The organism is Roseomonas sp. SRI_022 (assembly GCF_057586215.1).
Genome location: NZ_JBYCZL010000023.1, coordinates 1 through 25,090, shown reverse-complemented (window position 1 = coordinate 25,090; position 25,090 = coordinate 1). Strand labels below are relative to the sequence as shown.

The following is a 25,090-nucleotide window of genomic DNA, read 5'->3' as shown; positions in this document are numbered from 1 at the left end:
TTTGGTGGGGTGGGGTCCGGGGAGGGGCAAAGCCCCTCACTGGGGGACGGCACCATGACCCCCATCACCCGCCGCCGCCTCGCGAATTTCCGTGCGAACCGCCGCGGCTACGTCTCGCTGGTCATCTTCGGCTTCCTGTTCTTCGTGACCTTGTTCGCGGAGTTCATCGCCAATGACCGGCCGCTGGTCGCGAAGGTTGATGGGCGCTGGTTCGTGCCGGTGCTCGCCGACTATGCCGAGAGCGACCTGATCGAGGATGGCCTGCCGACGCTGGCCGATTGGCATGATCGTGGCTTCCAGGAGGAATTCGCGGCCAAGGGCGGCTGGATGGTCTGGCCGCTGGTGCCGTATTCGTATCGCACGGTGGTGCGTGACCTCGGCACGCCGGCGCCCTCCCCGCCGAGCGCGCGGAACTGGCTCGGCACGGATGACCAGGCGCGGGACGTGCTGGCGCGGGTGATCTACGGCTTCCGCATATCGGTACTGTTCGGCTTCACGCTGACGATCGTCTCCTCGGTCGTCGGCATCGCGGCCGGGGCGGTGCAGGGCTTCTATGGCGGGCTGACGGACCTGCTGTTCCAGCGCTTCATCGAGATCTGGTCGGGCATGCCGCAGCTCTACCTGCTGATCATCCTGGCATCGGTGATCGAGCCGACCTTCTGGGTGCTGCTGGTCTTCCTGCTGCTGTTCTCCTGGATGGGGCTGACGGGCGTGGTGCGGGCGGAATTCCTGCGCGGACGCAATTTCGACTATGTGCGCGCGGCCAAGGCGCTCGGCGTGTCCGATGCGGTGGTGATGTTCCGCCACATCCTGCCGAATGCGATGGTCGCGACGCTGACCTTCCTGCCCTTCGTGCTGTCCGGTTCGGTCACGGTGCTGGCGAGCCTCGACTTCCTCGGCTTCGGCCTGCCGCCGGGCTCGCCGTCGCTCGGGGAACTGGTGAACCAGGGCAAGAACAACCTGACCGCGCCGTGGCTCGCGATGACGGGCTTCGTGGTGCTGGGCGGGATGCTGACGCTACTGATCTTCGTGGGGGAGGCGGTGCGCGACGCCTTCGATCCGCGCAAGTTGCCCGGAGGGTCCCGCTGATGGCGCTGCTCACGGTGGACAGCCTTTCCGTCGCGTTCCGCGGCAAGCGCGTGGTGCAGGGCGTGTCCTTCGCCGTCGAGCGCGGCGAGACCGTCGCGCTGGTCGGCGAATCCGGCTCGGGCAAGTCGGTCACGGCGCTGTCCTGCCTGCGGCTGCTGCCGGTCGCCGGCGCGAATCCGGAAGGGCGCATCACGCTCGACGGCACGGATGTGCTGGGCGCGCCGGAAGCCGAGCTGCGTCGCCTGCGCGGCGGTGTGGCGGGGATGGTGTTCCAGGAACCGATGACCTCACTGAACCCGCTGCACACGGTGGAACGCCAGGTCGCCGAGGCGATCACGTTGCACCAGCCGCTGGCCGGTGACGCACTGCGCGTGCGCGTCATCGAATTGCTGCGCCGCGCGGGCTTCCCGAAGGCGGAGGACCGCCTCGGCGCCTATCCGCACCAATTGTCCGGTGGCCAACGCCAGCGCGTGATGATCGCGGCGGCACTTGCCAACGATCCGAAGCTGCTGATCGCGGATGAACCGACCACCGCGCTCGACGTGACGATCCAGGCGCAGATCCTGGAACTGCTCGAGAGCCTGAAGCGCGAACTCGGCATGGCGCTGCTGCTGATCACCCACGACCTGAACATCGTGAAGAAGCACGCCGACCGCGTGGTGGTGATGAAGGACGGGCGCGCGGTCGAACAGGGCGCGGTCGCGACCGTCTTCGCCGCCCCGCAGCACGACTACACCCGCATGCTGCTGGCGACGGAACCGCGCGGCCAGCCCGCGCCTGTCGCGGAAGGTGCGGCCGAGGTCATGCATGGCGATGCGATCAAGGTCCGCTTCCCGATCCGCCGCGGGCTGCTGCGCCGCGTGGTGGCGGAGGTGCGCGCGGTGGATGGCGTGACCTTCGGCGTGCGGGAAGGCGAGACGGTCGGCCTCGTCGGCGAATCCGGCTCGGGCAAGACCACGCTCGGCCTCGCCATGCTGCGGCTGGAACAGAGCGAGGGCGCGATCCGCTTCGAGGGTGCGTCGATCCAGAGCCTCGATCGCGGCGCGCTGCGGCCGCTGCGCCGGCGCATGCAGATCGTCTTCCAGGACCCCTTCGGCGCGCTGTCCCCGCGCATGAGCGTCAACGAGATCGTCGGCGAGGGCCTGGCCGTCCACGAACCTGGCCTGACCGGCGCGCAGCGCGCGAAGACGGTCGCGACAGCGCTTGAGGAAGTCGGCTTGCAGCCCGAGATGGCCGAGCGTTACCCGCATGAATTCTCCGGTGGGCAGCGCCAGCGCATCGCCATCGCCCGCGCGCTGGTGCTGAAGCCGCGCTTCCTGGTGCTGGACGAACCGACCAGCGCGCTCGATGTCAGCGTGCAGGCGCAGGTGGTGGAATTGCTGCGCGACCTGCAGGCGAAGCACCACCTCGCCTACCTGTTCATCTCCCACGATCTGCGCGTGGTCCGCGCCATGGCGCATCGGATCATCGTGCTGAAGGACGGCAAGGTGGTCGAGGAGGGCGAGGCCGCCCAGGTTGTCGCCGCCCCGCGGGAAGCCTACACCCGCGCCCTGATGGCCGCCGCCTTCGATCTGCGGGCGGAGGCCGCACCGGGGCTGCGGAATTGAACGAACTCGAAACGCTGAAGGCGCTGATGGATGCCGGGCACGTCAAGCTCGGCGTGCATATCCGCAGGATGAACATGCCGGGTTCGCCGGTGTACCGGTCCTTGGAGAATGTCTGGCCGCCGGGGATCGTGCTGCTCGCCTCCGTCGTCGCGCTGAAATGGGGTGGCGCGCCCCTGGAATGGATCGGCATCCAGCAGGGCGGCGCCTGGGCCGGGACCATCGTGCTCGGCCTCGGCTGCTGGTGGTGGTTCACCAGGGTGATGCCGAAGGTGAAGGACGGCGTGTTCGACCGCTCCGCAGCCTATGCCCTGCAATCGCCGGCGCATTTCGACGCGCTGTGGACGCAGGGGATCCTGAGTCTCTACGCCAAGATGCCCGACGGGACGGATCGCGCGGCGACGCGGCGCGATTCCTGGCGGGATTTCGCGACCGCGATCGACACCGAACTGAAGAGGCAAGGCTGATGGCCGTTCTGCTGTCCACCAAGGCGCACACGATGGCGGATTGGAAGGCGGCGCTGCTTGCCGTCGATCCGTCGCTGGACGTGCGGCTGTTCCCCGATGTCGGCGCGCCAGGGGAGATCGAGGCCGCCGTGGTCTGGACCGCGCATGACATGATGGAGCTGCGCCGGTATCCGAAGCTGCGCGTCATCGTGTCCATGGGCGCGGGCGTCGATCACCTGTTCCGCCCGCCCGGGCCGCCGCCAGGCGTGCCGGTGGCGCGTCTGGTCGATACGCGGCTGACCCAGGGCATGACCGAATGGGTGCTGCTGAACGTGCTGCGCTTCCATCGGCAGGATTTCGAGTATCGCGACCAGCAGGCGCGCAAGGTCTGGCACGAACTACCGGCACCCGAGACCTCGGCGCGGCGCATCGGCATCCTCGGCCTGGGTGAACTGGGCGGCGATGCGGCGCGCGCGCTGATAGCGCTGGGCTTCCCGGTGATGGGCTGGTCGCGCCGGCCGAAGACCGTCGCGGGCATCGAGACCTTCCATGGTGAAGACGGGCTGCTGGCCATGGCGGCGAAATCCGACATGCTGGTCTGCCTGCTGCCGCTGACGCCCGAGACGCGCGGCGTGATCGATGCGCGACTGCTGGGCGCGATGAAGCCGGGCGGTTATCTGCTCAATTCCGCGCGCGGCGGGCACCAGGTCGCGGCGGATGTGCTGGCGGCGCTCGATTCGGGGCATCTCGCGGGTGCGGCGCTCGATGTCTTCGAACCCGAGCCCCTGCCGCAGGACAGCCCCTTCTGGGCGCATCCCAAGGTCATCCTGACGCCGCATGCGGCGTCCATCACCATTCCGTCGAGCGCCGCGCCGCAGGTGGTGGAGAACATCCACCGCGCGCGTTCGGGCCAGCCGCTGATCAACCTGGTGGATTTTTCCGCCGGCTACTGAACCGGGCGTTCGGGCCGCAGGGCCAGCGGCACGACCGGGCGGTTCTGCCGCAGCAGGGCGGCGCCCTCGGCGACCACATCGCTGGTCGCCGCGGTCAGGGCCTTGCGGTCGGGGAAGTCGGCCGGGTCCGCGGGATTGTGCAGCAACACCGTCGCCCGGGCGCCGGACCGCCGCGCGATGCGCCAGAAATGCGTCGCCAGGTCCATGTCGCCATACCAGGCGAAGAAGGGCCGGTCGCGCCGGCAGGCCGGCAGCCCGCCCAGCCGGTCATAGACCAGCGAGACCGGCTGCAGCTGCTTCGCGTCCTGCGCCACCGACAGGAAGGAGGACCGGAAGGGCAGCACCCGCGTCCCATCATTGGACGTGCCTTCCGGGAACAGGATGATGCTGTCGCCACTGACCAGGCGCTGCTGGATTTCCTCCGCTTCCTTGCTGGTGCCACTGCGCCTGCGGCTGACGAAGACCGTGCGGCCGAGCCGGGCGATGGTGCCGGCGATGGGCCACTGCCCGACCTCGGCCTTGGAGACGAAGCAGGCCTGCAGCACCGAACCGAGCACCAGGATGTCGAGCCAGGAGGAATGGTTCGACACATACAGCACCGACGGCGAGGCCGAGGGCTGGCCAACCACCTGCACCTTCAGCCCGATCACCCGGCACAGCACCGCGTGGTAGGTCCGCGCGAAGGACATCGCTCCGCGCGTGGACAGGCGGATCAGCACCGCCTGGATCGGCACCGCGACCATCGTCCAGGCGAGCGCGGTGGCAATCCGGCGCACCGCGCGGAACCGGCCGCCGAGCGGGCGCGGTTCCATCACGTCCGCCCAGGCGGCGCCGGGGATCCAGGGCTGGAAGTTCAGCGGGGATCGCCGCAGCAGCCGGCGGGGCTTCAGGGCTTCTTCAGGGGCGCGTGCGACGGCTTCCATAGGCCGCCGAGGTAGCGCGCCCATCATGGCGGGGCAATGAAGCCTTGGCGGCAGTCGCATGAATCCATCCAAGGCGGCTGCGAAGCGCGGCCGCCTTGAGCGTTTGCAGTGCCCTCAGGCGGCGGGCGCCGGCCATCCGGCCGGCTTGCCTTCGCGCCGTGCACTGCCGCATTGGCGGCTACTGGCGGTCTGGGCGCGGTCGCGCTTCGCGCTCGCGGCCCGATGCGGGGCATCGGGCCGATAGGTGGCCTTGGACGCCGTGCATCCGCTCGGTTTGGATTCGCCCCATGCGCCGATGGGTCGCGGTCGCGTCTCGCGCTGGCGGCCGGGTGCGTGGCATCGGGCGGGCAGGCGGCCTATCCTGGCCTGCGCGCCTCATCACGGTTGGCGATGCTTCGCACGCACACGGGAGACCTTCGGATGCCGATCCTTCGCCGCGCGCTGCTCGGCAGCCTCGCCTTGCCGGCCCTGGCCCGCGCTCAAGGCGGTGCCGCGCCGGGCTGGACGCCGGACCGGCCGGTGCGCCTCGTTGTCCCCTTCGCGCCCGGCGGGTCACAGGATGTGCTGGGCCGGCTGTTCGCCCAGGCCATCCTGGTCGGCACCGGCCAGCAGATGGTGGTGGAGAACCGCGCCGGCGCCGGCGGCATCCTGGGCGGGGAGGCCGTGGCGCGCGGCCCCGCCGATGGCCTGTCCCTGCTGCTCGCGACCGCCGGGCAGACGACCATTCCCAAGGCGATCGGGCGGCGCATGCCCTATGACCCCGACACCGACCTTGCCCCCGTCATGCAGTTGCTGGACAGCCCGGTGGCGCTGCTGGCGGGGCCGGGCCTGCCGGTGGCCGATGCGGGGTCGCTGATGGCGCTCGCGCGCAGCAGCCCGACGCCGCTGCCCTATGCCTCCACGGGGATCGGCACCAACACGCACCTGATCATGGAGGACCTGAAGGCGCGCGAGCGGCTGAATGTCGAGCACGTGCCCTATCGCGGCGCGGCGGCGGCCTTCAACGACCTGCTGGCCGGGCGCATTGCGCTGATGTTCGTCTCGGTGCCCTCGGTGCTCGGCTTCACGGGCGGGGCGCTGAAAGTGGTGGCGACGACAGGCGCGCAGCGCTTTCCCTCGCTGCCCGATGTGCCGACCCTGACCGAGGCTGCGGTGCCCGGCTTCACCGCGAGCATCTGGACCGGACTTTCGGTGCGCGCGGGCACACCGCCCGCGGCGATCGCCCATTGGCAGCAGGCCTTCGCCAAGGCGATGACGGAAGGCGCGCTGCGGGAGAGGCTGGATGGGCTCGGCGTGACGCCGGCGGTCACCGATCCGGCCGCATTCGGGGCGATGATGCGGGACGACTTGGCGCGCTGGCAGCGCGTGGTCGCGCCGCTCAACATCAGTCTGGATTGAATCTCGCGTTGGAGGGGCGCTGCCCCTCCAAACCACCCCGCCAAATGACAGTGTCATTTGGAAAGCCGTCCTTTGGCGCCCGACGCCAGATTCCCGCGGTCCAGGGGCCCGTTGGCCCCTGGTGGGGAGGCTTGGAGGGGCAACGCCCCTCCAAATCCGGTGCGATCAGCCGGGTCGCGCAAGCGTTTCCGGCAGGTTTCCGAGATCGAGCCCGTCCAGCAGGGGGTTGTCCCGCAGCCCCTGCCCCCACAACGTTTCCAACACCGCGATCGTGCTTTCCGTGACCGGCATGGGTTGGCCGACCGCCGCCGCGATGGCGAGGTAGAAGGCGAGGCCGAAGGGCACGTCCTCGGTGACGTAGCGCGTCGCCATGTCGGTCGGCCCGGCGATGAAGCCGCGGCCGCGTTCGATCGCCGCCGTCATCTCGTGCAGCGGGCCGCGCGGCACGCCGTTGGTGCGGTGCAGGGCCTCGGCGATGCTCGGCGGGCGATGGCCGAAGCGCTCGGCGAGTGCGTCGCGTTCAGCCCCCAGCGTTTCCATCAGCCGGCAGATCGCCGGCGTCATCAGCCCGTACTGGCCCCAGGATTCCTGCTTCTCGATGCGCGTGACATTGCCGAGCGCCAGCGCGGCATGGACGATCGGATTGTTGTTGATGAAGGCGGCGGCCAGCGCGTCCGGCACGGTCGGCCAGCGATTGCCGAACAGCGTCTCGGCCAGGGCCGCCATCTGAGGTGCCGCGGCGCCAGGCAGCGCGCCCATCTCGGCTGCCGCGCGGATCGCGGCGACGCGCACGCGGTCCGGCGCCGTGCGGCGCCCGGTGACCGGCGTGGTCGCCATGGCGCCCACCGGTGCCCCCGGCCCACGCAGCCGAGCGAAGGCCAGTGGCGCGAGCGAGGCCGCCGGCGCGATCAGCAGCGGCAATGATTTCGGGATCGCCGAGGCGATGCGCGGCAGCAGCCCGGGCAGCGCATAGGCCGGCACCGTCAGCAGCACGGCATCGGCGCCGGCGAAGGCGTCCGCCAGCGTCGTCGCGACGGTGACGGGGAAGGTGCCTTCCAGCACGCCCTCGGCATGCAGCACGCCGTCCAGGCCGCGCGTGCCGGCGCCCGAGGGCGACCACAGCGTCGCCGCATGACCGCGGCTGACGGCGAGCGCCGCACAGGCCGGGCCGATCGCCCCGGCACCCAGGATTGCCAAACGCATCGCATGCCCCTTTTCCGTGAAGGGCGGGACCCTCGCCCGGCCCGGGCGGCGGCGCAACAGGCTGCGGGGCCCGGGTCTCGCAGCCGGCCTGGCATGAAGGCCATCGTTCCGCTCACACCCGCCAAGCCGGACCAGTGCGACGGCATCCTTGGCCTTGCCGATGACGAGGCCATCGGCAAGGCTCGGTGCCATCAACCGCACCGACACGGCCCGCCGCAGCCTTGCGGCGCGCCAACCAGGACCAGACCCATGATGAACCGCCGACCGCTTCTTGCCGCCCCGCTCGCCGCGCTCGCGCCCCGCGCGGCCCAGGCGCAGGCAGCCCCTTGGCCCGACCGGCCGGTGCGGCTGGTCGTGCCGACGCTCGGTGGCGCGGGCACGGCGGACACCGTCGCGCGCATCCTGACGCAGGAACTCGACAAGCGGTTGCCGCAGCGCATCGTGGTGGAGAACCGCGCCGGGGCGAATGGCAATGTCGGCGCCACCTACGCCGCGCGCAGCACGCCCGATGGTTATACCTTCCTGTGGGGCTGGGCGGGAACGCTCGCCACCAATCCGGCCCTTTACCGCGACCTGTCCTTCAACCCGGTGCGCGACTTCGACCCCGTCGTGCTGGTCGGCAACGTGCCGAACATCCTGGTGGTGAACCGCGCGCTCGGGCCGCGCACGCTGGCGGAATTCACCGCCTACGCCCGTGCCAATCCAGGGAAGGTCAATTTCGGTTCGACCGGCAACGGGTCCTCCATGCATCTGGCCGGTGAGCTGTATCGCCAGATGACCGGCACCGACATGCAGCACGTGCCCTATTCCGGGCCGGCGCCGGCGGTGACGGACCTGCTGTCCAACCGAATCCAGGCGATGTTCAACCTGGTCACCGGCGCCATGCCGCAGGTCCGCGCCGGGGAGGTGATTCCGCTGGCCATGCTCGATGAAGGGCGGGCGGCGCAACTGCCGGATGTGCCGACCACGGCCGAGCTCGGCATGGCGGGCCTGACCTTCGGGACCTGGTTCATGATCATGGCGCCGAAAGGCACGCCCGAGCCGATCATCAACCGGCTCAACGCGCTGGTGAACGAGGTGATCGCCGACCCCGAGGGTAAGCAGCGCCTGGAAGGCAGCGGGCTGACGCTGTGGGGCGGGACGCGGCAGCGCGCCGCGCAGTTCCTGGAAGTCGAGATCCGCCGGCATGCCGAGATCGTGCGGGCGAGCGGGGCGCGGATTGATTGAGAAGATTGGAGGGGCGCTGCCCCTCCATGCCACCCCGCCAGGGTGCAGTGCACCCTGGACCGCCGGGACTTGGTGCAGGGCGCGGGACTGCCTCACCGACAGGAGGCAGCGCGCTCCCGGCACGGCGCCCGGAAGGAATTCCAGGCGCCGCGCGCGACGCATGCATTGCCCCTGCAGAGTTCCTGCCCCGCCTAACGCCAGATGACGGTTTCCAAAGGCCTCTCGGCCTTTGGTGGGGTGAGGTCCGGAGAGGGGCAAAGCCCTTCTCCGGCTTTCACCCCACCGACGTCACCGCCGGCGCCAGCGCCTGCGCCTTCCCCGCCGGATGCCCGGGGTTGCGGAAGCGCAGTTCGCCATCCGCCGCCGCATCGGGCGGCGCCATGCCGAACATCTCCATCCGCGACGCGCAGGCCGCCGCGACCACGCGCCGTGCCACCGCCTCGGTCAGGAAACGCCGCACCGCGCCTTCCAGCTTCAGCGTCTCGCGCAGGGACCGCCACTCGGCGCGGTCGATGTCCTCCACGAAGACCGACAGGATGCCAGGCGCAGCGCCTGTCAGCCGCGCCTCGGCGCTTTGCCGCATGCGGGTCGCGACGGTGTCGGCCACCGCATTCTCCCGCCCGGCGCGCGCGGCCATGACGAAGACGGACCCGCCAGAGGCATCGCCGGTGACGGCGAGGTGCGCCTCCGGCCCGAACTGCGCGCGCAGATGCTGCGGCAGGGCGGAGCCGGCCTGGGCGCCGGCCAGCACCAGCGGATCGAGCTTCAGCACCGCATCGGCGCTGCTGTCCTGGCGCTTCTGCGCGGCGAGCAGCGCCATGATACGCGATTGCAGACCGGCCGCCTGGTCCGGGCCGGACAGGCCCTCGGGCAGCGTCACCTTCAGCAGGTAGCGGCCAGGATGCGCGGCGAGCCAGGTCTGCAATTCGGGATGCACGCGATCGACCAGCGCGCACCAGTCGCCACGATGGACCGGGCGGCCATCCTCGGCCGAGACGGTCTCGCAGGCGACCTCGGCCACCATGCCGGCGCGCGTGATGCGCAGGTCGTATGGCGCGCCTTCGGCAAGGCCGGCGAATTCCACCGCGAAGCCGCGTTCGCGATACAGCGCGGCGCTGCGCAGCAGGTGCCACAGCGGGATCAACGTGGCGTCGCCGGTCAGGCGTGCGGCCAGCAAGGCGCGCAGGCGGGCGCGCGGGCCGGCGGGCAGGGCGCGCGCAAGGCGCACCGCATCCTGCGCGAAGGCCAGCACGCGGCGTTCGGCCGCGGCAGGCCTGGCCGCGGCGCGCGGATCGGCGGCGCGGGCGAGGGCGAATTCCAGGGCGTGACGCTGCTGCGCGGCGCGGCCCGACAGCGGGCCGGACTGCGTGCGTTGGGCGAGGGTGGCGATGCGGCTCGACCAGGCGCGGCCGCCCACCAGGCGGACGAAGGCGGCGGAGCCGGGATCGGGGTCGGTATCTCCAAGCGGCATGGCGAAAGCCTCGCAACGCGTTGTCCGGCGCGCGAGGGGCCGCGCGTCGGCGAAGGCCTGGTTCGGCCCGCGCCGCGGGTCCGGTCCTCACCACAGCGGGCGAGGCCCGTCATCGCGTCACGGAGGCGCCTGCCGGCAGCCCGGGTCGTCGCGGTCGATGCCGCGGTCATCGGGGGCAGGACGCCGTCAGCATCCCGGCCGGCGACCCCGGGTCAGGGGCAGGAGGCCGGCAGCGGGCCGCACCGCCCGCTGGCCGTCAGGTAGACCGCCTGCGTTGCGCTGCGTCAAGCGTCGCAGGTCGCGCTGCATGCGCGCCCCCGGCCGTGCCATGCTGGCGCCGGGGCGGATGGAGGCATCGGCATGAATTTCTACGGCATCTTTCGCGGCATCTGCATCAACAACCTGGATCCGATGGCGAGGGGACGCGTGCAGGTGCGCGTGCCGGCTGTGACCGGCGATTCGGACGCGGGCTGGGCGTTGCCGTGCCGGGCGCTCGGCATGCCAGCCGCGGCGCCGCCTTCGGTCGGTGACTCCGTCTGGGTGATGTACGAGGGCGGCGATCCATCCCGGCCCGTGGTGATGGGCACCCTGCCGCAGTAGCACACGCGCGACCAACGGCGCGGCGGCAACGGATCGGCAATCCCTGCGGGCGCAGGCTGGCGCCATGCGATGGATCGCCGCGATGCTGACCCTGGCCGCCCTTCCGGCATGGGCGCAGCCCCCGCCCGCCTGCTCGGCCGAGAACGAGGGGCAGGCCGCCTGCATGGCTGGCAAGCTGTGCGAATGCCGCTTCGAACGCGGCGGACAGTTGACCGGCCGGCCTGATCGTTTCGTGTGGGATTGCGGCGTGATGCGGCCGATGTGCCCGCCTGATCCGACGATCAGCCAGCCGCCGGGCTATGCGCCGCCGATGGGCGTGTGGGTGCAGCCGCAGATCGGCGGGCGTCCGATGCCGCAGCGCTGATCGTGCCGCCGCAGGGGCGACGAACAGCGGATCGGACGCATCCCGACCGTCAGCCACCGCCAGTGCGTGAGGCCGAAGGATCCCTCACCCAAACGCCTGCGTCCGCACCAGCCGGGCATAGAGCCCGTCCTGCTCCATCAGAGCGGCGTGGCTGCCCTGTTCGACGGCACCGCCCTTGTCCATGACCACGATGCGGTCGGCGTCGCGCACCGTCGCCAGGCGATGCGCGATGACCAGCGTGGTGCGCCCGGCCCGCAGCCGTGCCAGCGCCTGCTGCACCAGCGCCTCGTTCTCGGCATCGAGCGCGCTGGTCGCCTCGTCCAGCAGCAGGATGCGCGGGTTGCGCAGCAGCGCGCGCGCCAGCGAGACGCGCTGCCGCTGGCCGCCCGACAGCCGCGACCCGCCGGGGCCGAGCACCGTGTCGTAGCCCTGCGGCAGTGCGGCGATGAAGTCGTGCGCGGCGGCCGCGCGGGCGGCGTCCTCGACCTCCGCGCGCGTCGCGCCGGGGTGGCCGCAGGCGATGTTGGCGAGCGCGGTGTCGTCGAAGATCGTCGCCTCCTGCCCGACATAGGCGATGGCGTCGCGCAGGGAGGCGAGCGTCACACCGCGCAGATCGGCACCGTCGATCAGCACGGCGCCCTCGGTCGCGTCATACAGGCGCGGCACCAGCGCGATGGCCGTGGATTTGCCGGCACCCGACGGACCGACCAGCGCGATGGTCTGGCCGGGCTCGGCCGTGAATGTCAGGCCGGACAGCGCCGCGTCGGGCACGCCGTCATAGGTGAAGCCGACATCCTCGAAAGCGATGCGCCCATGGCCCGGCGGCAGTGGCGTGGCGGCAGGCGCATCGGCGATCCTACGCGGCACGTCGATCACGCCATAGACGCGCCCGAGCCCCGCCAACCCCTCCTGCAAGGCTGCATTCAGCGACCCCAGCGCGCGCACGGGGCGGGATGCGATCAGCAGTGCCGCGACGAAGCCGGTGAACTCGCCGAGCGTCCCCGACCCGGTCGAAACCCGCCAGCCGACGAAGGCGAGCACGGCGGCGACGGCGAAGCCGCCCAGCGCCTCGAGCATCGGGTCGAGCGAGGCGCGGGTGCGGGCGATGCCGTAGAGGCTTTCCCGCAGCCGTGCGAACAGCCCGGCAGCGCGCGATTCCTCAGCCGCTTCCAGGCGATAGGCGCGCACCACGCGGGCGGCGCCGAAGGATTCGGTCAGCGCCGCCGCCGCCTCGCCCACCCGTTCCTGCATGCCGCCCGAGGCACGGCGGATGCGCTTGCCGAGCTTAAGGATCGGCAGCACCGCGATCGGGTAGAGCAGCCCGCCGACCAACGACATCTGCCAGTCGAGATACACCATCGAGGCCACCAGCCCGATCACCGTCAGCGCATCGGCCACCGCGTTGATCGACTTGGTCAGCGCCTCGCGGATCAGCGCGGCGTCGGTGGTGAAGCGCGCGGCGTGGCGCGCCGGCGCGTCACGCGCCACGGTGGCGAGGTCGGCGCGGGTCAGCGCGCGAAACAGGTCGTTCTGCAGCCCCTCGATCACCCGCAGCACCACCGCCTGGATCGCCACCGACTGGCCGAACTGCGCCGCGGCCTTGAGCGAGGTGACGACGATGATGACCACCGGCACCAGCCACAGCCAGTCATGCTGGCCGGTGGTGAAGCGGTCGAAGGATTGCTGGATCACCACCGGATAGAGCGCGGTGGTCGCGGCGACGCCGAAGGTGCAGGCGAGCGCGATCAGGATGCCGCGCCGGTGCCCCGCGACATGGCCGCGCCAGAGTCGGAGCAGCAGGGCGCGGGCGGAGGTGTCGAGGGCTGTGGCCATGGCGGCGGGATAGCCCGGAACGGGCGGGGGCGGTATCCGGCCTGCGCGAAGGTGTCACATCAAGGGTCTTGAAACCTTTCGCCGCGCCATGCTAGTTCTTGTTTCGTTCCGGTGAAGGCGGCGGGGCCGGATCCCCCACTCATCCCCCGAGTGCGGCCCCGCCGCCGACTTCTGGCAGCCGTTGGCGCAGTTCCGCAAGGCAGGCGTCACGGTCATCGGCGCAGCCGCGCGCGATCCACCAGGACCGCAATTCATCGAGCAGGACGCCGATGGCCGGCCCGGGCGACAGGCCCAGGGCGAGGGCATCGCGACCCGCCAAGGGGAACACCGGCACGGGTTCCGCGACGATACGGCGGCGCAGGGCCGCCCAGGGTTCCGCCTCTCCCGCCCAATGATGGGGCGCCGACCATGCCTCGCGCGGCAAGGCCTGGGCCAGCCAGGACCGCGCCAGCAGCACCGCCTTGGCATCGACGCCGCGCCAGTGCCGATCGGCTTGCGCCAGTGCCGTGCGCAAGGCCATGTCCGTAAGGTCCGGCGCCAGGCGAAACAGGTTCGGTGCTTCGCCCTCGAAGGCGCCGGCCAGCGCGTTCAGCAGCGCGGTCTCATCACCGGAAAGCCGCAGCCGCCGGGACAGCAGCCCAGCAGCCCGCGTCATCGCCGCCTGGTCGGACCGGAACAGCAGGCCAGCCAGCCGCAGCACCGGTTCCGCCGGCGCGCCGATCGCCACGAGGCCTGATAGAAGCCCGGGCAGCGATGCCTCCGGCAGCACTGCCCCCAGCACCCCGGTCTCCACCATCAACCCCATCGCCGCCATCGGATCCGGCACCGACAGGATGCGCTTCAGCTCCATCCAGACGCGCTCGGCCGACAGCCGCGCGAGGCCCGGTACGGCCCGGCGGATCGCCGCCACCGCCGCCGCGTCCGGCGCGCCGCGCCCGTACCGCGCCTGGAAGCGGAAGAAGCGCAGCGCGCGCAGGTAATCCTCGGCGAGGCGCGTATCCGGCTCGCCCACGAAGCGCACGATGCCGGCGGACAGGTCCGCCAGGCCGCCGAAGTAATCGAACAGCACGCTGTCGGGCGTCAGCGACATGGCATTGATGGTGAAGTCGCGCCGCGCCGCGTCCTCCTTCCAATCGACGGTCCATTCCACCACGGCGTGGCGGCCATCCGTCACCACGTCCCGGCGCAGCGCCGTCACCTCCACCGGCCGGTGGTCCTTCACCGCCGTCACCGTGCCGTGGGCGAGGCCTGTCTCGAACACCTTCAGCCCGGCCAGGCGCAGGCGCTCGATGATGTCCTCGGGTGGAAACGGCGCGGCGACATCGACATCGGCGGAGGGTCGATCCGCCAGCGCATCCCGCACGCATCCGCCCACCGCCCGCGCGCCCGGCAGTGCAGCGAGCACCGCCGCGACAGCCGGCTGGTCGAGGAAGGCGGGGCGACGGATCGGCACCCCCGAAGCTCCGGTCATCGTGGCCGTTCCCCGTGGCCGGGCGCGATGTGGTCGCCCTCGATATGGGCAGGAACATAGGTGGTGCCGGCCGGCAGGCTGCGCGACACGCCAAACCAGAACGCGCCGCCCAGCATCAGCACGACGCCGATGCCCGCCAGGATGAGCAGGATCGCGCTGGGTTCCGTCTGCGGATTCATCCGTCGCCACAGCCCATAGGCAGCGAAGGGCAGCAGGAACAGCAGGAACTCGGCCAGATAGGGCATGCGACTCCGTGGCGTGCATCGGGGCAGCCTTCCCCGCGCCCATAGACTAACGCGATCGGGACGCGGATGTGCCCTGGTGCTCAGCGTGCCCCGTAAAGGCCCGCCACCTCGGGCGCGAAGCCGGTCAGCGCGCGTGGACGGTGCCGGCGCGGGTGACGCGGCATCAGCCCCGCCACGGCCTCGGCCAGGCGCACCGCCGCCTGGGTGCCGTCCACCAGCGGCACGGGCACGCGCGGCTGCAGCAGCGGCGCGATGCCCGCGAGCGGCCCGCCGGCCAGGATGATCGCCTCCGCCCCATCCTGTTCCACGCTCTCCGCGCATAGGCCCGCGAGCAGGTCGAGCCGTTCTTCCGCCACCGTGCCGGGATCGCCGCTGAAGGCCGGACCCATGCGGAAGCCGGCGCAGCGCGCTGCCAGGCCGTGATGCGCCAGGCATTCTTCGAACATCGGCCGCAGCGCGGCGGTGAAGGACACCACGCCGAAGCGCCGGCCGAGCATCGCCGCCGCATGGAAGGCGGCCTCGCTGATGCCCAGCACGGGCACTTCCAGCAATTCCTTCGCCGCATCCAGCCCCGGATCGCCGAAGCAGGCGATCACCGCCGCGTCATAACCGCCGCGATGGGCCGCGAGAGCCGCGAGCGTCGCCGGCCCGGCGGCCAGCCAATCCGCGCGCGTGACGATCAGCGGCAGGCCGAAAGGGGCGCTGACGGCGACGATCTCCGTCCCCGGCGAGGCCACGGCGCGGGCCGCCGCACCGATACGGTCGGTCACCGACGGCGTGGTGTTCGAGTTGATGACGAGGATCCGCATCGCTGTTCCGCCTTGCTGCACCGCACACCTACCCCGTTGACCCGGGGCCCCCAAGAATTGTGTCATGACTTTGCTTAGTTCGGGGCAACGTCCAGGAAACGGCGCCGGTCAACGGTGACAGGCCCGCTCCACCGGAAGGTGGGGCGGGCCTTGTGCTTGAAGGGGGATAGGATGAAGCCAGCCGCACTCGTCACCGGCGCACGGCGCGGGATCGGGCGGGCCTGCTGCGTCGCCCTGGCGCAAAAGGGCTTCGACATCGTCGGCGCCGATATCTCCGCCGAGGGCGCGGAGGACACGCGCGCCGCGGTCGAGGCCGAGGGCGGCCGCTTCACCTTCATTCCCGCCGATATCGGCGACGTCGCGGCGCATGCCGCGCTGCTCGATGCCGCCTGGGGCGCCTATGGCGGGCTGGAATGCCTCGCCAATGTCGCGGGCGTGCAGGTGCAGACGCGGCAGGACATGCTGGAGACGACACCGGAATCCTGGGACCGGCTGCTGGACGTGAACACGCGCGGCACCTTCTTCCTCAGCCAGGCGCTGGCGAAGCGGATGATCGCCGATGGCGCGCCGGTGCGCGGGCATCGCTCTCTGGTGTTCATCTCCTCGATCAATTCCGTCATGGCCTCGCTGAACCGCGCGGAATACTGCGTGTCCAAGGCGGGGGTGACGATGCTGGCGAAGCTCTTCGCCTTCCGCCTCGCGCCGCATGGCATCAACACCTACGACATCCAGCCCGGCATGATCCGCACCGACATGACGCGCGGCGTGTGGGACAAGTATGCCGCGCAGATCGAGGACGGCATGTCCCTGATCCGCCGCTGGGGGGAGGCCGAGGATATCGGCGGCGCCGTGGCCACGCTGGCCGCCGGCGCCATGCCGTTCTCGACCGGGCATTCCTTCCCGGTCGATGGTGGAATGCTGGTGCCGAGATTTTGAGGTCACGCGGCGCGTGGCACGCGCCGCAGGGCGATGATGTAGAGCTCCGCGAAGACCGCCACGGCCACCGCCTGCACCGCCAGCAGCGCGATGCCCCAGCCATTCGGCGCGACGAAGCCGAGCAGCGGCAGTGCCGCGCATTCCACCGCCCAGATCAGGTTGCCCGCGACCAGCAGCCACAGCATCGGCCGCGGCACCGCGCTGCGCGCGGCCAGCCAGGCGAGCACCGCCGCATAGGCCAGCAGGAACAGCCCGGCACCCCGCAGCAGCCCGGGCGGCAGCGCGGTCAGCGCGCCGATCGCTGCCGGTGCGGCGGCGAAGGCAAGGCCCATCAGGCCGCTCGCGGCGGCGTCGGCGGCCAGGGCGAAACGCAGGAAGGGGGTCTGGGGAAGCATCGACATCGGTCTGTTTCCTTCATGTCCGATGCCCCGACAGATCGCCGATGCCGCGCGACGATGCGATTACCTCGGAGGTCATCGGAACCGCGCGACGTGCCGGGATAGGATGCAGCCCATGACGACGATCGGACCGCTGCTGAAGGAATGGCGCCAGCGCCGGCACCTCAGCCAATTGGATCTCGCACTCGATGCCGAGATCTCCCAGCGCCACCTGTCCTTCGTGGAATCGGGCCGCGCGCGACCGAGCCGGGAGATGGTACTGCGCCTCGCCGAACGGCTGAGCGTGCCGCTGCGTGCGCGCAACGCGCTGCTGGTGGCCGCCGGCCACGCGCCGGAATACGCCGAACGCGGCATCGACGACCCCGCCCTCGTCCCGGCGATGGAGGCGGTGCAGATGATCCTGTCGGGGCATGAGCCGTGGCCGGCGCTCGCCGTCGACCGGCACTGGAACCTGCTGGCGGCGAACCGCATCGCGATGCGGCTGATGGAAGGCGTCGATCCGTCGCTGCTTGGGTCGCCGGTGAACGTGCTGCGCGCCAGCCTGCATCCGGCTGGCCTCGCGCCGCGTATCGCCAATCTGCGCGCCTGGAAGACGCATGTGATGGATCGGCTGAAGCGGGATGCGGATGCCTCGGCCGATCCGGGGCTCGACGCGTTGTTGGCGGAAATCGCGCGCTATCCGGGCGGGTCGGACGCAACCCCGAGTTCCGCCGAACGGGAGCTCGGCCTGATCGCCACGCCGCTGCGACTGCGCGTGCCGGGCGGGGAGCTCGCCTTCATCAGCACGACGACGGTGTTCGGCACGGCGACGGATGTGACGCTCGCCGAGATCACATTGGAGACCTTCTTCCCCGCCGATGGGGAGACCGCGGCAGCGTTGCGCGCCATGGCGGCGGCGTGATCAGTCCAGCCCCTCATCGGGGATGTTCAGCAGCGCGCCGCAGGCCTTGCAGTGCACCGCATCGGGTTCGTGCCGCTGCAGCCCACAGGATGTGCAGGTGAAGCGCACCTTGGCCGGGCGGAACAGTGCCTGCGCCAGGCGCAGGAACAGCGTGACGCCCGCCAGCATGATGACGACGGACAGCAAGCGTCCGGTCGTTCCCGGCAGGGTGATGTCGCCGAAGCCCGTGGTCGTCAACGCCGTGACGGTGAAGTACAGCGCGTCCGCATAATGCGCGATATGCGGGTTGTGGCCATGCTGGGTCTCATAGACCAGCGCGGTCATGATGAAGATGAAGACGCCGAGATGCGTCGCCGCCAGCACCGCTTCCTCGTTGCGGCGGAAGAAGGCGGAATCCCCGCGCAGCGTATCCAGCATCCGATAGGAATGCAGCAGCCGCAGCGTGCGCATCACCCGTAGGAAGCCCAGACCCTCCCCAGTCAACGGCGCGAGGAAGGAAGCGATGGCGATGACATCGGCCAGCGAGGCGAGGCGCAGCGCCTCCCGCCACGGTCGTCGGCTGCTCGCCACCCGTGCGGCGAATTCCACCGCCAGCACGATGCCGACCAGCACGTCGATGACGATAATCGCCGCATTGCGCTCGACGAAGGATGTGACGATGACGAAGGCGATGGTCGCGAGGTCGAGCGCCAGCACCGCATAACGGAAGCGGCGGCATTCAGGCGCGCGGCCATTGTAGAAATGGTGCAGCCGCGCCCGCAGCCGGGTGACCTGCGAGGGCATTCAGTCCTTCAGCCCTGACAGCTCTGCCACGAGTGCGCCAAGCGAGGCGCAGTCGTCGTCGCCGCGTCCGGAATTCACCAGCGCCTCCATCATCTGCGCGGCGAGCGCGGTCGATGGCGCGAAGACGCCGTTGTCGCGCACCGCGCCGAGCGCGAGGCGGATGTCCTTGCGCATCAATTCCGCCCGGAAACCCGGCTTGAAGCTGCGGTCGAGCATACGCTTCGCGTGGTTTTCCATCACGAAGGACCGCGCCGAGCCACCAAGCAGCGCCTGACGCATCAGCATCGGGTCGAGCCCGGCCTTGCGGCCCATGGTCAGTGCTTCGGCCACCGCCTGCATCGCCGCGACGATGATGAGCTGGTTGCCCGATTTGCAGATCTGCCCCGACCCGGCCGGGCCGAGCAGCGTGATGGTCTTGCCGACCGCGTCGAAGATCTGGCGCGCGGCCGAGAAGGCGGCATCCGACCCACCCACCATGCAGGTCAGCGTGCCGTCGATCGCCCCCTGTGGGCCGCCCGAGACCGGGCTGTCCAGCAGCAGGATGCCGCGTTCGGCCATGCGCCGCGCGAAATCCGCGGAGGCCGAGGCAGCGATGGTCGAGAAGTCGATCACCACCGTGCCCGGCGCTACGCCATGCACCACGCCGTCATCGCCGAACAGCACCGCCTCGACATCCGGCGTGTCAGGCACGCAGAGGCAGACGCAGGCCGCGCCATCGGCGGCGTCCTGGGCGGTTGGCGCCCATTCCGCGCCCGCGGCGACCAGGGCTTCCGCCTTCGCCTTGCTGCGGCTGCTGACGGTCAGCGCGAAGCCGGCCTTCATGATGTTCGCCGCCATGGCGGCACCCATGACGCCCATGCCGATGAAGGCGATCCGGGCAGGTGGGGTGATGGGGGTCATGGGCATGGGTCCTTCCCGGGGCATGGTTCACGAAACCATGGCGCGGCCACGGCGTTGCGCCAAGGCTGGGCTTCGGCCCGCCACCATCGTGAGAAGGAATGCACCATGCGTCACATCGGCACCCGGCTCGGCGCACTGCTCGGCCTCGGCCTGCTGGCGGCCACGCCGGCGCTCGCACAGTCCCAGCAGCCGCCGCAGATGACCGGCAATGTCCGCGCCGGCACGCTGCGCTGCGATGTCGCCGCCGGCACCAGCTTCATCTTCGGTTCGACGCGCGACGTGCATTGCATCTTCACGCCGTCGCGCGGTGCGGCCGAACGCTACGCCGGCGAGATCAGCCGCTACGGCGTCGATATCGGCTTCACCGGCGCGGCCGTGATGCTGTGGGGCGTGCTGGCGAGCACCGGGGATCTCCAACCCGGCGCGCTGGCCGGCACCTATGCCGGCGTGTCCGCCGCCGCGACGGCGGGCGTCGGTGGCGCCGCGAATGTCCTGGTGGGCGGCAGCAACCGCGGCATCACGCTGCAGCCGGTCAGCGTGGAAGGGAATACCGGGTTGAACATCGCGCTTGGCGTCGGTGAGTTGAAACTGACGGCGGCGCGGTGAGGATTCCGGAGGGGCCTTGCCCCTCCGGACCACCCGACCAAAGGGCAGTGCCCTTTGGAATGCCGATTCCTGGTGCCTCTCTGGTACCAGGTTGAGGTTTCCAAAGGCCTTAGGCCTTTGGTGGGGAGAGCCCGAGAGGGGCAAAGCCCCTCTCGGTTCCGTCGTTCGGCTTTTATCGCGTCGGCGTCGGCGGATTGGTCGAATAATCGTAGAAGCCGCGCCCCGACTTCCGCCCGAGCCAGCCGGCCTCGACATATTTCGCAAGCAGCGGGGAGGGCCGGTACTTCGGGTCGCCCAGCCCCTCATGCAGCACCTTCATGACGCTGAGCAGCGTGTCGAGCCCGACAAAATCCGCGAGCTGCAGCGGCCCCATCGGGTGGTTGGCGCCGAGCTTCATGCCCTCGTCGATCGCACGGACATCGCCCACGCCTTCCATCAGGGCCTGGATGGCCTCGTTCAGCATCGGGCAGAGCACGCGGTTCACCACGAAGCCCGGCCAGTCCTGCGCCAGCACCGGCGTCTTGCCGAGCTTCACCGCCAGCGCCTCGACCGCCGCATAGGTCGCGTCCTCGGTGGCGAGGCCGCGGATGATCTCCACCAGTTGCATCATCGGCACGGGGTTGAAGAAATGCATGCCGATGAAGCGGCCCGGACGGTCGGTCGCCGCGGCAAGCCGCGTGATGGGGATGGAGGAGGTGTTGGAGGCGAGGATCGCGCTGGCCTTCAGCTTCGGCGTCAGCGCCGCGTAGATCTTGCGCTTGAGGTCCTCGTTCTCGGTCGCGGCCTCGATGACGATGTCGCAATCGGCGAAGGCGTCATTCGTGGTGGCGGTGGTGATGCGCCCGAGCGCGGCGGCCTTGTCCTCCGCGGTGATGATCGCCTTCTTCACCTGGCGGTCCATGTTGCCGGACATGGTGGCGAGCGCCTTGTCGAGGGCCGCCTGCTGCACGTCCATCAGCACGACGGGCAGGCCCGCCAGCGCCGAGACATGGGCGATGCCGTTGCCCATCAGGCCGGCACCGATGACACCAACCTTCGCGATTTCAGCCATCACGGCCTCCTGATGCTCGCCGGAGAAAAGAAAACGGGGGGAAGCGACCTTCCCCCCGTGTCCCGCAACCTTCCTTGCCCTGTCGCAAAAGGCCGCAGCGTTCAGATCACTTGGACAGTTCGGCTTCCAGTTCCGGCACCGCCTTGAACAGGTCCGCCACCAGGCCGTAGTCGGCGACCTGGAAGATCGGCGCCTCCTCATCCTTGTTGATGGCGACGATGACCTTGCTGTCCTTCATCCCCGCCAGGTGCTGGATGGCGCCCGAGATGCCGACGGCGATGTACAGTTCGGGTGCTACGATCTTGCCGGTCTGGCCGACCTGCATGTCGTTCGGCGCGTAGCCCGCATCGACCGCGGCGCGCGACGCGCCGACGGCGGCACCCAGGATGTCCGCCACCTTCTCGATGATGTGGAAGTTCTCGGCCGAGGCCATCGCACGGCCGCCGGAGATCACGATCCGCGCGGCGGTCAGTTCCGGCCGCTCGGACTTCACGATCTCAGCACCGAGGAAGGTGGACAGGCCGGGGTCGGCGGCGGCCGGCGCGGCCTCGATGGCGGCGGAACCGCCCTCGGCCGGGGCCGGGTCGAAGGACGCCGCGCGCACCGTGATCACCTTCTTCGCATCGGCGGACTTCACCGTCGCCATCGCATTGCCCGCATAGATGGGCCGCACGAAGGTGTCGGCATCGACCACGCCGGCGATGTCGGACAGGATCTGCACGTCGAGCAGGGCGGCGACGCGCGGCATCACGTTCTTGCCCGCAGCCGAAGCCGGCGCGAGCAGATGCGAATAGCCCGGCGCCATCGCCACCAGCAGGGCGGCGAGCGGTTCGGCCAGCACCGGGGCCTCGGCGCCGGTCAGCACCTTGGCCACGCCGGCGATCTTCGCGGCGGCGGGCGCCGCGGCGGCGGCACCTTCGCCGACCAGCAGCACATGGACTTCGCCGAGCGGCGCGGCGGCCGCGACGGTGCTGCGCGTGGGCTGGGTGATGCCGCCATCCTTGTGGTCGGCGAGAACGAGCACGGCCATGGTCAGATCACCTTCGCTTCGGTGCGCAGCTTCTCGACGAGTTCGGCGACCGAGGCCACCTTCTTGCCCGCCACGCGCTTGGGCGGTTCCTCGACCTTCAGCACCGTCAACCGCGGCGTGACATCGACGCCGAGATCGGCCGGCTTCACCGTCTCGATCGGCTTCTTGCGCGCCTTCATGATGTTGGGCAGCGAGGCGTAGCGCGGCTCGTTCAGCCGCAGGTCGGTCGTCACGATCGCCGGCAGCTTGAGCGACACGGTCTCGAGGCCGCCATCGACCTCGCGCGTGACCTTCAGGGTCTCGCCGTCCTTCTCGATCTTGGAGGCGAAGGTGCCCTGCGCCCAGCCGAGAAGTGCCGCCAGCATCTGGCCGGTGGCGTTCATGTCGTCGTCGATCGCCTGCTTGCCGAGGATGACGAGCTGCGGGCCTTCCTTGTCGGCGATCGCCTTGAGGATCTTCGCGACAGCGAGCGGTTCCAGCACGCCGTCATGCTCGACCAGGATGCCGCGATCGGCGCCCATGGCGAGCGCGGTGCGGATCTGTTCCTGCGCGGCGGAAGGGCCGGCGGAGATCGCGACGATCTCGGTCGCCACGCCCTTTTCCTTCAGGCGCACGGCTTCTTCGACCGCGATCTCGTCGAACGGGTTCATGGACATCTTGACGTTCGCCGTCTCGACGCCCGTGCCGTCCGCCTTCACGCGGACCTTCACGTTGTAATCGACCACCCGCTTGACGGGGACGAGGACCTTCATCGTTCGACCGTGTGCCTTCTTGGATTGAGCGCGCATCGCGGCCGCGCGCAGGGGCCGGAAAATACGGGGCAGGCCCGCTCAGGGCAAGTTTCCCACCTTTGGGAAGTCCGGCACCGGCCCGCTCCCCCACCCGGCCACCCATCCAGGATACTGTCGTTGGGTGGCCGGGTGGGGGAGCGGGCCGGTGCCGATCTTCAGAATGCGCCGCCCGGCGCATTCTCGAACGACCTCCTATCGCTTCATCAGCAGCAACAGGATGGCGAACAGCACCAGGGTCAGGAACTGCAGGCCGATACGCCAGCGCATCAGGCGGTTGGAGCGCCGGGAATCGCCCTGCCCGCCGGCCATCCCCAGCACGCCGGCCAGCAACACCCCGAGCGTGGCCAGCATCGACAGCCCGACCAGGATCGTCAGGAAGGTGATCATGGCCCCCTACTAAACCCGATTCATGTCTTCGCAACAGCCCTGCCGCCATGCACCAGCGTCGCGCCCACCAGGGCCGTCACGGCGCAGAGCCCGAAGCCGAGCCCGTAGCCGCCCGACGCCTGCACCAGCGCCGAGAAGGCCGGGGGCCCCACCAGCATGCAGGCGCCGAAGACGAAGCCGGCCGCGGCCGTGGTCGCGCCGACCTGACCGTGCGGGGCAAGGCGCGCCGTCTCCGCCAGGAAGACGCCGTTCCAGCCGATCGCCGTCGCCCCCATGGCCATGCCCGCCAGGGTGACCAGCAATCCCGGCCAGCCCGGCCCGGCCAGCAGCAGCGCCAGCCCGGCCGCCGCGGTCGCAAGCCCAAGGCCGGTCAGCACCGGCCTCGCCCCGGCCCGGTCCGCCAGCAGCCCCCAACCCACCCGCCCGACCACCCCGGCGGCCTGGGCCAAGGCGAGCCGGAAGCCGGCCTCGGTCAGCGGGACGCCCAGCGCCTCGACCTGGAAGACCACGAAGAATGAGGAAAAGCAGAACTGGGATATGCCGTAGAGCGCCGACATCACCGTCAGCCGCCGCAGCACCGGCACCTGCCGCAGGATTGCGAGGCTCCCAAGCGCCGCGCCCCAGGCGGCGCGAAGGTTGCCCAGCCGCGCGGTGCGGTCGCGCTCGGCGTCGAGCGGCCCGCGCAAGGGCTGCAGCACCAGCGCCGCGATCAGCAGGAAGCCCGCCACCGCCAGGATCCCGGCCCGCCAGCCGTAGGCCAGGGCAATCACCGGCGTCACCGCGGCGATCAGCATGGACCCCGCCGGCACCCCGCATTGCTTCAGGCTGAAAATCAGCGACCGGCGATTGGCCGGCGCCTTCTGCGCCAACAGATGGCTGCCCGCCGGCGTGACCGGCCCATGCCCCAGCCCGCAGGCGAAGGCCGAAAGCGCCAGCGCCACCGGATGCGTCAGCACCGAAACGGACAGTGCGAGGCCACAGAAGGCCAGCCCCGCCTGAAGCACCCGGATGCCGCCGTAACGGCGGATGAAGGCCCCTGCGAGCGGCCCCGACACCAGGGCCCCGCCATAGACCAGCGCGGTATGGACGCCTGCCATTGCCGCAGGAATGCCCGCTTCGGCGGCTATCGCCGGGGCCAGCACGGGGACGGCCAGGAACACGCCCATCCCCGCGAGATGCACGCCAAGCAGGGCCAGCATCACGGTCCAGACGGAAGGGGAATGGTTCATGTTGCGGTGCAATGCTGGACCGGGGGCGACGGCGCCGCAACCCGGCGCGGAGGGATTCCAGCGCCCGGCTGCCCCGCTTCGTATCCTTGAATGGCTGGCGGGGGCGCGGGCCGGTGCGGGGCGGGCGACGGCGCCGAACCAGCCGCCACCGTCGCCATGCATTGCCACCTGTCACAATCCCGCCATGGCGGACCGACTTGACCGCGGGCGCCGGTATGGGGTCCCTGCCGGCATGAATAGCCTCCGGCGAAACCTCCTCGCGATCCTCTGGCTCCTGCTGCTGCTGCCCGTGGGGCCGCTCGCGGCGCAGACCGTGCCGGTCGAGGAACCCGAGCCCCTTCCTGCGGTCGAGGCGCCGGCGCCGCCGCGGACGCCGCGCGCCCCCCAGCGTCAGCCGACGCCGCCCCGCAACGCCGCCACCACGCCCGCCGCGCCGGCCCAG

Annotated in this window: 26 protein-coding genes and 1 pseudogene; 12 read left to right on the top strand and 15 right to left on the bottom strand. The window is 70.6% G+C overall.

Going from position 1 to position 25,090, the window contains the following annotated elements:
- Positions 1 to 54: 54 nt before the first annotated feature.
- Genes AC2YHJ_RS20410 through AC2YHJ_RS20395 form a run of 4 tightly spaced genes read left to right on the top strand, consistent with a single transcriptional unit; the run spans position 55 to position 4,092 of the window.
- Positions 55 to 1,089, top strand: a complete 1,035-nt coding sequence (locus AC2YHJ_RS20410; RefSeq protein ID WP_487397994.1) for an ABC transporter permease — start codon at positions 55 to 57, stop codon at positions 1,087 to 1,089.
- The gene (locus tag AC2YHJ_RS20405; protein WP_487397993.1) at positions 1,089 to 2,696 is read left to right on the top strand and encodes an ABC transporter ATP-binding protein; all 1,608 of its coding nucleotides are present in this window, start codon (positions 1,089 to 1,091) and stop codon (positions 2,694 to 2,696) included. Before AC2YHJ_RS20410 ends, AC2YHJ_RS20405 begins: the two co-directional genes overlap by 1 nt.
- Positions 2,693 to 3,160: a hypothetical protein gene (locus tag AC2YHJ_RS20400; protein ID WP_487397991.1), complete on the top strand. Its 468-nt coding sequence runs from the start codon at positions 2,693 to 2,695 to the stop codon at positions 3,158 to 3,160. The genes AC2YHJ_RS20405 and AC2YHJ_RS20400 overlap by 4 nt, the downstream gene beginning before the upstream one ends.
- Positions 3,160 to 4,092, top strand: a complete 933-nt coding sequence (locus AC2YHJ_RS20395) for a 2-hydroxyacid dehydrogenase (RefSeq protein ID WP_487397989.1) — start codon at positions 3,160 to 3,162, stop codon at positions 4,090 to 4,092. Before AC2YHJ_RS20400 ends, AC2YHJ_RS20395 begins: the two co-directional genes overlap by 1 nt.
- Here the strand turns inward: AC2YHJ_RS20395 and AC2YHJ_RS20390 are convergent.
- Positions 4,086 to 5,015 (bottom strand): lysophospholipid acyltransferase family protein, encoded by a 930-nt coding sequence (locus AC2YHJ_RS20390; protein WP_487397988.1) that lies wholly within the window; start codon positions 5,013 to 5,015, stop codon positions 4,086 to 4,088. The two genes, AC2YHJ_RS20395 and AC2YHJ_RS20390, sit on opposite strands and share 7 nt — an antisense overlap.
- A 420-nt stretch (positions 5,016 to 5,435) precedes the next feature.
- Here AC2YHJ_RS20390 and AC2YHJ_RS20385 point away from each other — a divergent pair, with 420 nt between their 5' ends.
- The gene (locus AC2YHJ_RS20385) at positions 5,436 to 6,413 is read left to right on the top strand and encodes a Bug family tripartite tricarboxylate transporter substrate binding protein (protein ID WP_487397987.1); all 978 of its coding nucleotides are present in this window, start codon (positions 5,436 to 5,438) and stop codon (positions 6,411 to 6,413) included.
- A gap of 165 nt (positions 6,414 to 6,578) precedes the next feature.
- Here AC2YHJ_RS20385 and AC2YHJ_RS20380 read toward each other — a convergent pair whose 3' ends face one another.
- Complete coding sequence (locus AC2YHJ_RS20380) at positions 6,579 to 7,616, bottom strand: NAD/NADP octopine/nopaline dehydrogenase family protein (protein WP_487397986.1); 1,038 nt, start codon at positions 7,614 to 7,616, stop codon at positions 6,579 to 6,581.
- A gap of 249 nt (positions 7,617 to 7,865) precedes the next feature.
- On the opposite strand from AC2YHJ_RS20380, the gene AC2YHJ_RS20375 reads away from it, so the two are divergent.
- Positions 7,866 to 8,843 (top strand): Bug family tripartite tricarboxylate transporter substrate binding protein, encoded by a 978-nt coding sequence (locus tag AC2YHJ_RS20375; protein ID WP_487397985.1) that lies wholly within the window; start codon positions 7,866 to 7,868, stop codon positions 8,841 to 8,843.
- 274 nt (positions 8,844 to 9,117) lie between these two features.
- Here AC2YHJ_RS20375 and AC2YHJ_RS20370 read toward each other — a convergent pair whose 3' ends face one another.
- Positions 9,118 to 10,314 carry a hypothetical protein gene (locus tag AC2YHJ_RS20370; protein WP_487397984.1) on the bottom strand — a complete coding sequence of 399 codons (1,197 nt, stop codon included), beginning with the start codon at positions 10,312 to 10,314 and terminating at the stop codon, positions 9,118 to 9,120.
- Between the two features lie 360 nt (positions 10,315 to 10,674).
- On the opposite strand from AC2YHJ_RS20370, the gene AC2YHJ_RS20365 reads away from it, so the two are divergent.
- Positions 10,675 to 10,914: a phage baseplate assembly protein V gene (locus AC2YHJ_RS20365; RefSeq protein ID WP_487397983.1), complete on the top strand. Its 240-nt coding sequence runs from the start codon at positions 10,675 to 10,677 to the stop codon at positions 10,912 to 10,914.
- A gap of 64 nt (positions 10,915 to 10,978) precedes the next feature.
- Positions 10,979 to 11,278: a hypothetical protein gene (locus AC2YHJ_RS20360; protein ID WP_487397981.1), complete on the top strand. Its 300-nt coding sequence runs from the start codon at positions 10,979 to 10,981 to the stop codon at positions 11,276 to 11,278.
- An 84-nt stretch (positions 11,279 to 11,362) separates the two neighbouring features.
- Here the strand turns inward: AC2YHJ_RS20360 and AC2YHJ_RS20355 are convergent, their stop codons facing one another.
- The 4 genes from AC2YHJ_RS20355 to AC2YHJ_RS20340 form a co-directional block, all read right to left on the bottom strand.
- Positions 11,363 to 13,111 carry an ABC transporter ATP-binding protein gene (locus AC2YHJ_RS20355; protein WP_487397980.1) on the bottom strand — a complete coding sequence of 583 codons (1,749 nt, stop codon included), beginning with the start codon at positions 13,109 to 13,111 and terminating at the stop codon, positions 11,363 to 11,365.
- A 139-nt stretch (positions 13,112 to 13,250) separates the two neighbouring features.
- The gene (locus AC2YHJ_RS20350) at positions 13,251 to 14,582 is read right to left on the bottom strand and encodes a CCA tRNA nucleotidyltransferase (RefSeq protein ID WP_487397979.1); all 1,332 of its coding nucleotides are present in this window, start codon (positions 14,580 to 14,582) and stop codon (positions 13,251 to 13,253) included.
- A complete protein-coding gene (locus AC2YHJ_RS20345; protein WP_487397978.1) occupies positions 14,579 to 14,827 on the bottom strand; it encodes a hypothetical protein in 249 nt (82 codons plus the stop codon). The genes AC2YHJ_RS20350 and AC2YHJ_RS20345 overlap by 4 nt, the downstream gene beginning before the upstream one ends.
- 80 nt (positions 14,828 to 14,907) lie before the next feature.
- Positions 14,908 to 15,636, bottom strand: a complete 729-nt coding sequence (locus tag AC2YHJ_RS20340; RefSeq protein WP_487397977.1) for an aspartate/glutamate racemase family protein — start codon at positions 15,634 to 15,636, stop codon at positions 14,908 to 14,910.
- Positions 15,637 to 15,807: 171 nt separating this feature from the next.
- Here AC2YHJ_RS20340 and AC2YHJ_RS20335 point away from each other — a divergent pair, with 171 nt between their 5' ends.
- Positions 15,808 to 16,572, top strand: coding sequence for a 3-ketoacyl-ACP reductase (locus AC2YHJ_RS20335; protein WP_487397976.1), 765 nt, complete (start codon positions 15,808 to 15,810; stop codon positions 16,570 to 16,572).
- Positions 16,573 to 16,574: 2 nt separating this feature from the next.
- On the opposite strand, the gene AC2YHJ_RS20330 is transcribed toward AC2YHJ_RS20335, so the two are convergent.
- Positions 16,575 to 16,973: a hypothetical protein gene (locus AC2YHJ_RS20330; protein WP_487397975.1), complete on the bottom strand. Its 399-nt coding sequence runs from the start codon at positions 16,971 to 16,973 to the stop codon at positions 16,575 to 16,577.
- A 112-nt stretch (positions 16,974 to 17,085) separates the two neighbouring features.
- Between AC2YHJ_RS20330 and AC2YHJ_RS20325 the strand changes: the two genes are divergently transcribed.
- Entirely contained in the window at positions 17,086 to 17,871 is a 786-nt protein-coding gene (locus AC2YHJ_RS20325; RefSeq protein WP_487397974.1) for a helix-turn-helix domain-containing protein, read from the top strand.
- On the opposite strand, the gene AC2YHJ_RS20320 is transcribed toward AC2YHJ_RS20325, so the two are convergent.
- Positions 17,872 to 18,654: a potassium channel family protein gene (locus AC2YHJ_RS20320; protein WP_487397972.1), complete on the bottom strand. Its 783-nt coding sequence runs from the start codon at positions 18,652 to 18,654 to the stop codon at positions 17,872 to 17,874. It abuts the gene before it with no gap.
- Positions 18,655 to 19,554, bottom strand: a complete 900-nt coding sequence (locus AC2YHJ_RS20315; RefSeq protein ID WP_487397971.1) for an NAD(P)-dependent oxidoreductase — start codon at positions 19,552 to 19,554, stop codon at positions 18,655 to 18,657.
- Between the two features lie 105 nt (positions 19,555 to 19,659).
- On the opposite strand from AC2YHJ_RS20315, the gene AC2YHJ_RS20310 reads away from it, so the two are divergent.
- Positions 19,660 to 20,160 (top strand): DUF992 domain-containing protein, encoded by a 501-nt coding sequence (locus AC2YHJ_RS20310; protein ID WP_487397969.1) that lies wholly within the window; start codon positions 19,660 to 19,662, stop codon positions 20,158 to 20,160.
- A gap of 172 nt (positions 20,161 to 20,332) precedes the next feature.
- On the opposite strand, the gene AC2YHJ_RS20305 is transcribed toward AC2YHJ_RS20310, so the two are convergent.
- From AC2YHJ_RS20305 to AC2YHJ_RS20285, 5 genes are all read right to left on the bottom strand, one after another.
- The gene (locus AC2YHJ_RS20305; protein WP_487397968.1) at positions 20,333 to 21,211 is read right to left on the bottom strand and encodes a 3-hydroxybutyryl-CoA dehydrogenase; all 879 of its coding nucleotides are present in this window, start codon (positions 21,209 to 21,211) and stop codon (positions 20,333 to 20,335) included.
- A 106-nt stretch (positions 21,212 to 21,317) separates the two neighbouring features.
- Positions 21,318 to 22,241, bottom strand: a complete 924-nt coding sequence (locus AC2YHJ_RS20300) for an electron transfer flavoprotein subunit alpha/FixB family protein (protein ID WP_487397967.1) — start codon at positions 22,239 to 22,241, stop codon at positions 21,318 to 21,320.
- 2 nt (positions 22,242 to 22,243) lie between these two features.
- Positions 22,244 to 22,993 (bottom strand): electron transfer flavoprotein subunit beta/FixA family protein, encoded by a 750-nt coding sequence (locus AC2YHJ_RS20295; RefSeq protein WP_487397966.1) that lies wholly within the window; start codon positions 22,991 to 22,993, stop codon positions 22,244 to 22,246.
- Between the two features lie 231 nt (positions 22,994 to 23,224).
- Positions 23,225 to 23,419: a twin transmembrane helix small protein gene (locus tag AC2YHJ_RS20290; RefSeq protein WP_487397965.1), complete on the bottom strand. Its 195-nt coding sequence runs from the start codon at positions 23,417 to 23,419 to the stop codon at positions 23,225 to 23,227.
- Positions 23,420 to 23,439: 20 nt separating this feature from the next.
- Positions 23,440 to 24,648, bottom strand: a complete 1,209-nt coding sequence (locus tag AC2YHJ_RS20285; RefSeq protein WP_487397964.1) for an MFS transporter — start codon at positions 24,646 to 24,648, stop codon at positions 23,440 to 23,442.
- A gap of 232 nt (positions 24,649 to 24,880) precedes the next feature.
- Between AC2YHJ_RS20285 and AC2YHJ_RS20280 the strand changes: the two are divergent.
- A pseudogene (locus tag AC2YHJ_RS20280) lies at positions 24,881 to 25,090 on the top strand (hypothetical protein); the annotation flags it as partial.

Bases quoted from the DNA above. Each gene is read 5' to 3' on its own strand.
- AC2YHJ_RS20380 (WP_487397986.1), bottom strand. From the start codon at position 7,616: ATGCGTTTGGCAATCCTGGGTGCCGGGGCGATCGGCCCGGCCTGTGCG.
- AC2YHJ_RS20395 (WP_487397989.1), top strand. From the start codon at position 3,160: ATGGCCGTTCTGCTGTCCACCAAGGCGCACACGATGGCGGATTGGAAG.
- AC2YHJ_RS20285 (WP_487397964.1), bottom strand. From the start codon at position 24,648: ATGAACCATTCCCCTTCCGTCTGGACCGTGATGCTGGCCCTGCTTGGC.
- AC2YHJ_RS20340 (WP_487397977.1), bottom strand. From the start codon at position 15,636: ATGCGGATCCTCGTCATCAACTCGAACACCACGCCGTCGGTGACCGAC.
- AC2YHJ_RS20300 (WP_487397967.1), bottom strand. From the start codon at position 22,241: ATGGCCGTGCTCGTTCTCGCCGACCACAAGGATGGCGGCATCACCCAG.
- AC2YHJ_RS20295 (WP_487397966.1), bottom strand. From the start codon at position 22,993: ATGAAGGTCCTCGTCCCCGTCAAGCGGGTGGTCGATTACAACGTGAAG.
- AC2YHJ_RS20330 (WP_487397975.1), bottom strand. From the start codon at position 16,973: ATGTCGATGCTTCCCCAGACCCCCTTCCTGCGTTTCGCCCTGGCCGCC.
- AC2YHJ_RS20385 (WP_487397987.1), top strand. From the start codon at position 5,436: ATGCCGATCCTTCGCCGCGCGCTGCTCGGCAGCCTCGCCTTGCCGGCC.
- AC2YHJ_RS20325 (WP_487397974.1), top strand. From the start codon at position 17,086: ATGACGACGATCGGACCGCTGCTGAAGGAATGGCGCCAGCGCCGGCAC.
- AC2YHJ_RS20390 (WP_487397988.1), bottom strand. From the start codon at position 5,015: ATGGAAGCCGTCGCACGCGCCCCTGAAGAAGCCCTGAAGCCCCGCCGG.
- AC2YHJ_RS20315 (WP_487397971.1), bottom strand. From the start codon at position 19,554: ATGACCCCCATCACCCCACCTGCCCGGATCGCCTTCATCGGCATGGGC.
- AC2YHJ_RS20370 (WP_487397984.1), bottom strand. From the start codon at position 10,314: ATGCCGCTTGGAGATACCGACCCCGATCCCGGCTCCGCCGCCTTCGTC.
- AC2YHJ_RS20305 (WP_487397968.1), bottom strand. From the start codon at position 21,211: ATGGCTGAAATCGCGAAGGTTGGTGTCATCGGTGCCGGCCTGATGGGC.
- AC2YHJ_RS20375 (WP_487397985.1), top strand. From the start codon at position 7,866: ATGATGAACCGCCGACCGCTTCTTGCCGCCCCGCTCGCCGCGCTCGCG.
- AC2YHJ_RS20335 (WP_487397976.1), top strand. From the start codon at position 15,808: ATGAAGCCAGCCGCACTCGTCACCGGCGCACGGCGCGGGATCGGGCGG.
- AC2YHJ_RS20350 (WP_487397979.1), bottom strand. From the start codon at position 14,582: ATGACCGGAGCTTCGGGGGTGCCGATCCGTCGCCCCGCCTTCCTCGAC.
- AC2YHJ_RS20360 (WP_487397981.1), top strand. From the start codon at position 10,979: ATGCGATGGATCGCCGCGATGCTGACCCTGGCCGCCCTTCCGGCATGG.
- AC2YHJ_RS20290 (WP_487397965.1), bottom strand. From the start codon at position 23,419: ATGATCACCTTCCTGACGATCCTGGTCGGGCTGTCGATGCTGGCCACG.
- AC2YHJ_RS20310 (WP_487397969.1), top strand. From the start codon at position 19,660: ATGCGTCACATCGGCACCCGGCTCGGCGCACTGCTCGGCCTCGGCCTG.
- AC2YHJ_RS20345 (WP_487397978.1), bottom strand. From the start codon at position 14,827: ATGCCCTATCTGGCCGAGTTCCTGCTGTTCCTGCTGCCCTTCGCTGCC.
- AC2YHJ_RS20355 (WP_487397980.1), bottom strand. From the start codon at position 13,111: ATGGCCACAGCCCTCGACACCTCCGCCCGCGCCCTGCTGCTCCGACTC.
- AC2YHJ_RS20320 (WP_487397972.1), bottom strand. From the start codon at position 18,654: ATGCCCTCGCAGGTCACCCGGCTGCGGGCGCGGCTGCACCATTTCTAC.
- AC2YHJ_RS20410 (WP_487397994.1), top strand. From the start codon at position 55: ATGACCCCCATCACCCGCCGCCGCCTCGCGAATTTCCGTGCGAACCGC.
- AC2YHJ_RS20365 (WP_487397983.1), top strand. From the start codon at position 10,675: ATGAATTTCTACGGCATCTTTCGCGGCATCTGCATCAACAACCTGGAT.
- AC2YHJ_RS20405 (WP_487397993.1), top strand. From the start codon at position 1,089: ATGGCGCTGCTCACGGTGGACAGCCTTTCCGTCGCGTTCCGCGGCAAG.